Origin of the sequence: Streptomyces sp. OfavH-34-F, from assembly GCF_022347745.1 — a bacterium.
Lineage (GTDB): Bacteria > Actinomycetota > Actinomycetes > Streptomycetales > Streptomycetaceae > Streptomyces.
In genome coordinates, this window is record NZ_JAKRGC010000482.1 from 1 (window position 1) to 3,383 (window position 3,383).

A 3,383-nucleotide genomic window follows, 5' to 3' on the forward strand; every position below is an offset into this window, starting at 1 on the left:
GGCGGTGTAGGGGCCGATGAGCGCGATGCCCCCCGCCGTGCCCGCGAACAGCAGGATCACCGCGGTCAGCAGGACGACCCGCCCGCCGTCCGGCCCGACCGCGGCCAGCACCAGCAGGGCCACGACGGTGAGGGCCGCGTAGACGACCATGGTGCCCTTCGCCGACCAGCGCATGTACAGCCACGCCGCCACCACGCACGTCGGGATGGACAGCAGCGAGGACAGGAACAGCAGGGTCGCCGCCGACATGCCGCCCTCGGCCGAGGCCTCCAGCTGACTGGGCAGGAAGGTGATGAAACCCCAGTAGACGAGCCCCCAGGCCAAGGCGTAGCCGCCGACGACCAGCGTCCTGGCCGTCTGCGGCCGTCTGAACAGGGCCGAGGCGGGTACGTGCCCCGGCCGCGCCCGCTGGGCGGTGAACGCGGCCGACTCCGGAATCCACCGGTTCATCGCGATGAGGATGAGCACCAGCGGAAGCTGCGCGAACCACAGCACACGCCACCCCGTCAGCGGGACCAGCACCGCGGCCAGGCCCGCCGCCGCCATGTAGCCGCCCGTCGTGGTGAGCCCGGCCTGCAGGACCATGATCGCGGCGCGCCTGCCGGGCGGCAGACTCTCCGTCATCAGGGCGTACACGACGGGCAGCATGCCTCCGGCCGCCATCCCCATCAGGGCGCACATGGTGAGGATGCCCCCGTACGTCGGCATCGCCCCGCACACCGTCGTGCCCAGGAACAGCAGGGACGCGATGAGGATCGTCGCCCTGCGCCCGATCCGGTCCGCGCTGCGGCCGCCCACGAGCGAGCCCAGCACGGTGCCGCTCAGCGCGACGGTCGGCAGCCAGGAGATCTCGGCGGCGCTCAGCTGGAACTCGGCGCGCATGCCCGGCTGGATGAACGCCAGCGTGGCGGGCTTCATCTGGTCCACCAGCAGCGCGAAGCTCAGCACCCCGATCAGCCGGCGGCGGTGCGCCGGAGGCGTGTCGGTCCGTGCTCCGGGGGGTGCCGCGGGCTCGCCCGTGGTGTGCGTGACCGCGAACCCGGAGACCACCACGCCCACGACGATGGCGGCCATGGCTGCCCACATCACCCCGGACATCCCCATCATCGCCATGTGGAACCCCATCGACGCGGAGTCGACGAACATCCACACGTGCTGGCCGACGCCCGCACAGGTGAGGGCCACGCCGGACCAGAACAGCACGGGCCGGGACACGAGCGACGGCTGCCGGCCGGGCGGGGGCGCGGTCATCCGTTCCCTCCCTCCGGGCCGTGGGCGGGACAGCCCGTGGCCCGCCGCTCCTCGAAGTACCGTGCGGCCGGGCGCTGTCGGCGGGCGTGCAGCACCATGACCGTGCCGAGGACCAACTGGCGTACGCCCCGCGTGACGTCCTCCACCCCGTCCCGCAGCCGGACGAACCGGCGCAGCGCGCCCAGGCCGCGCGGCTGCGGCGGCAGGGCGTGCGGGACCAGCAGACACGGCGCCCGGTGCGGGATGGACCGGGTGTGGGAGGCCGTCGACTCCAGCCGGAACCGGCCCGTAACCTCGCGTACCGCCGCGCGCAGCGCCAGCGGCGACAGCCGCCAGGCCGGGCAGGGCCGGTTCGCGGCGACCCCGTACGGGATGTGGTGGACCTCACGGGCGGTCAGGGCGGCCCAGCGGTCCGGGTCGAACGCGTCGGGCCGCTCGTACCCGGTGGCGTGGTAGCCGGGGTAGCTGAAGCACACCACCGAACCGGCGGGCAGCACCGTCTCCTCGTCCAGGGGGATGTCCCCGGTGGTGATGCGGTGGGCGATGCCGAACAGCGGGTATCTGCGCATCGTCTCGTCCAGGACCCGCGTCAGATACGTGTCGTCCTCCGGGTCGGCCCACAGGCGCCGCTGCACGTGCGGATGGCGGGCGACGGCGAGCAGGACGTGCGCCGTGGCCTCCGACAACTGCACGACCGCCGTGTTGAAGAAGGTCCCCTGCAGGTAGTGCACCTGCTCGCGCGGCGACAGTCCGGCCGGCAGCCGGTGCGGTACGTGACCGGCCGCGACCCGCTCGTGCAGATAGGCGGTCAGCCGGGCGCGGCGGCGCGGATGGCGCAGGCCGGTGCACTTCAGCGCGGTGATCACGTCATCGGCGTGCGCCGTGATCAGCCGCCGGGCCTCGGGCGGGCACGGCTCACGGAACACCAGCTTGTAGCAGAACGCGGCCCAGGCGGGCATCATCAGGTCCCGCAGCCGTACGAGGCTGATCCGGTCGTCCGGCAGCGCGTCCAGCACCTCGGCGACCGCGCGGGCCGCCGCCTCCGACAGATCCGCCGAGTTCCCGGCGACGACGCGCCGCGTCGTCGCGGCCACCTCCTCGTAGCGGGGGCCGGGTTCCAGATGCTCCTGGTGCACCTCGGGCCCCGGCGCCAGCCAGTACCAGAACAGGTCGGACAGTCCCGCTCCCTCGCTCCGCCCGTTGGCGTGGGGGTGGGCGTAGACCCGCTCGAACACCTCGGGCCCGTGCCGGTCGCTGGGGAGGGTCACCACCCGGTCCCCGTTGACCTTCTCGAAGATGCGTACCCGCAGCGCCACCACGGCGCGCGGCAGCCACCACGTGTCCGTGCCCGTCCTGGCCCTCACCACGTCCCGTCCCTCCGTACGACCATGCCGGGCGTCAGATCGGTGTTCCGGCGGCCTCCGCACAGGGCGAGCGTGTGGGCGTACTCGTCGCGCAGCGCCGCCAGGACCTGCCGCACCCCCGCCTCCCCGCCGGCGGCCAGCCCCCACATCACCGGGCGGCCGACGCCGACGGCGCTCGCGCCCAGCGCCAGGGCCACCGCGGCGTCACCGCCCCGGCGCACCCCGCCGTCGACCAGCACGGGCACCCGGCCCTCGACCGCGCGGGCGACGGCGGGCAGGCAGTCCACGGCCGCGGGGACCGTGTCGCACTGACGGCCCCCGTGGTTGGAGACGATCACCCCGGCCGCCCCGTGCTCGACGGCCAGCCGCGCGTCGTCCGGATGCAGGACGCCCTTCACCAGCACCGGCAGCGGGGTACCCGCCACGATCTCCGCGAACTCCGGCCAGCCCGGCGCCGTGGACATCGGGATCGCGGTGAGCGCACCGGGCGCGGCACCCGGAAGGTCGCGCATGTTCTCCGCCGCGTATCCGGGCGGCAGGTCCGTGAACCCGTTGCGCAGGTCCCTGCCGTGCCGGCCGAACACCGGCGAGTCGACGGTCACCACCAGCGCCGTGCAGCCGGCGTCCTCGGCGCGCCGCGCGAGCGCCGCGGTGACCTCCGCCCGGGGGTGCGGATACAGCTGGAACCACACCGCCGGCTCCGCGGCCGCCCCCCGCGCCGCGGCGACCACGTCGCGCACCGCCGTCGTCGCCGCCACCCCCGTCACC

General features: G+C 74.5%; 3 protein-coding genes. All 3 read right to left on the bottom strand.

Annotated elements, in window-relative coordinates; genetic code table 11:
- The coding region (locus MHW47_RS33650) for an MFS transporter (RefSeq protein WP_239227641.1) at window positions 1-1,251 on the bottom strand (1,251 nt) is incomplete at its 3' end.
- On the bottom strand, window positions 1,248-2,618 hold the full coding sequence (locus MHW47_RS33655; protein ID WP_239227642.1) for a cytochrome P450: 1,371 nt from the start codon (window positions 2,616-2,618) through the stop codon (window positions 1,248-1,250). The genes MHW47_RS33655 and MHW47_RS33650, both read right to left, overlap by 4 nt.
- A partial coding sequence (locus MHW47_RS33660; protein WP_239227643.1) for an alpha-hydroxy acid oxidase occupies window positions 2,612-3,383 on the bottom strand: 772 nt, incomplete at its 5' end. The genes MHW47_RS33660 and MHW47_RS33655, both read right to left, overlap by 7 nt.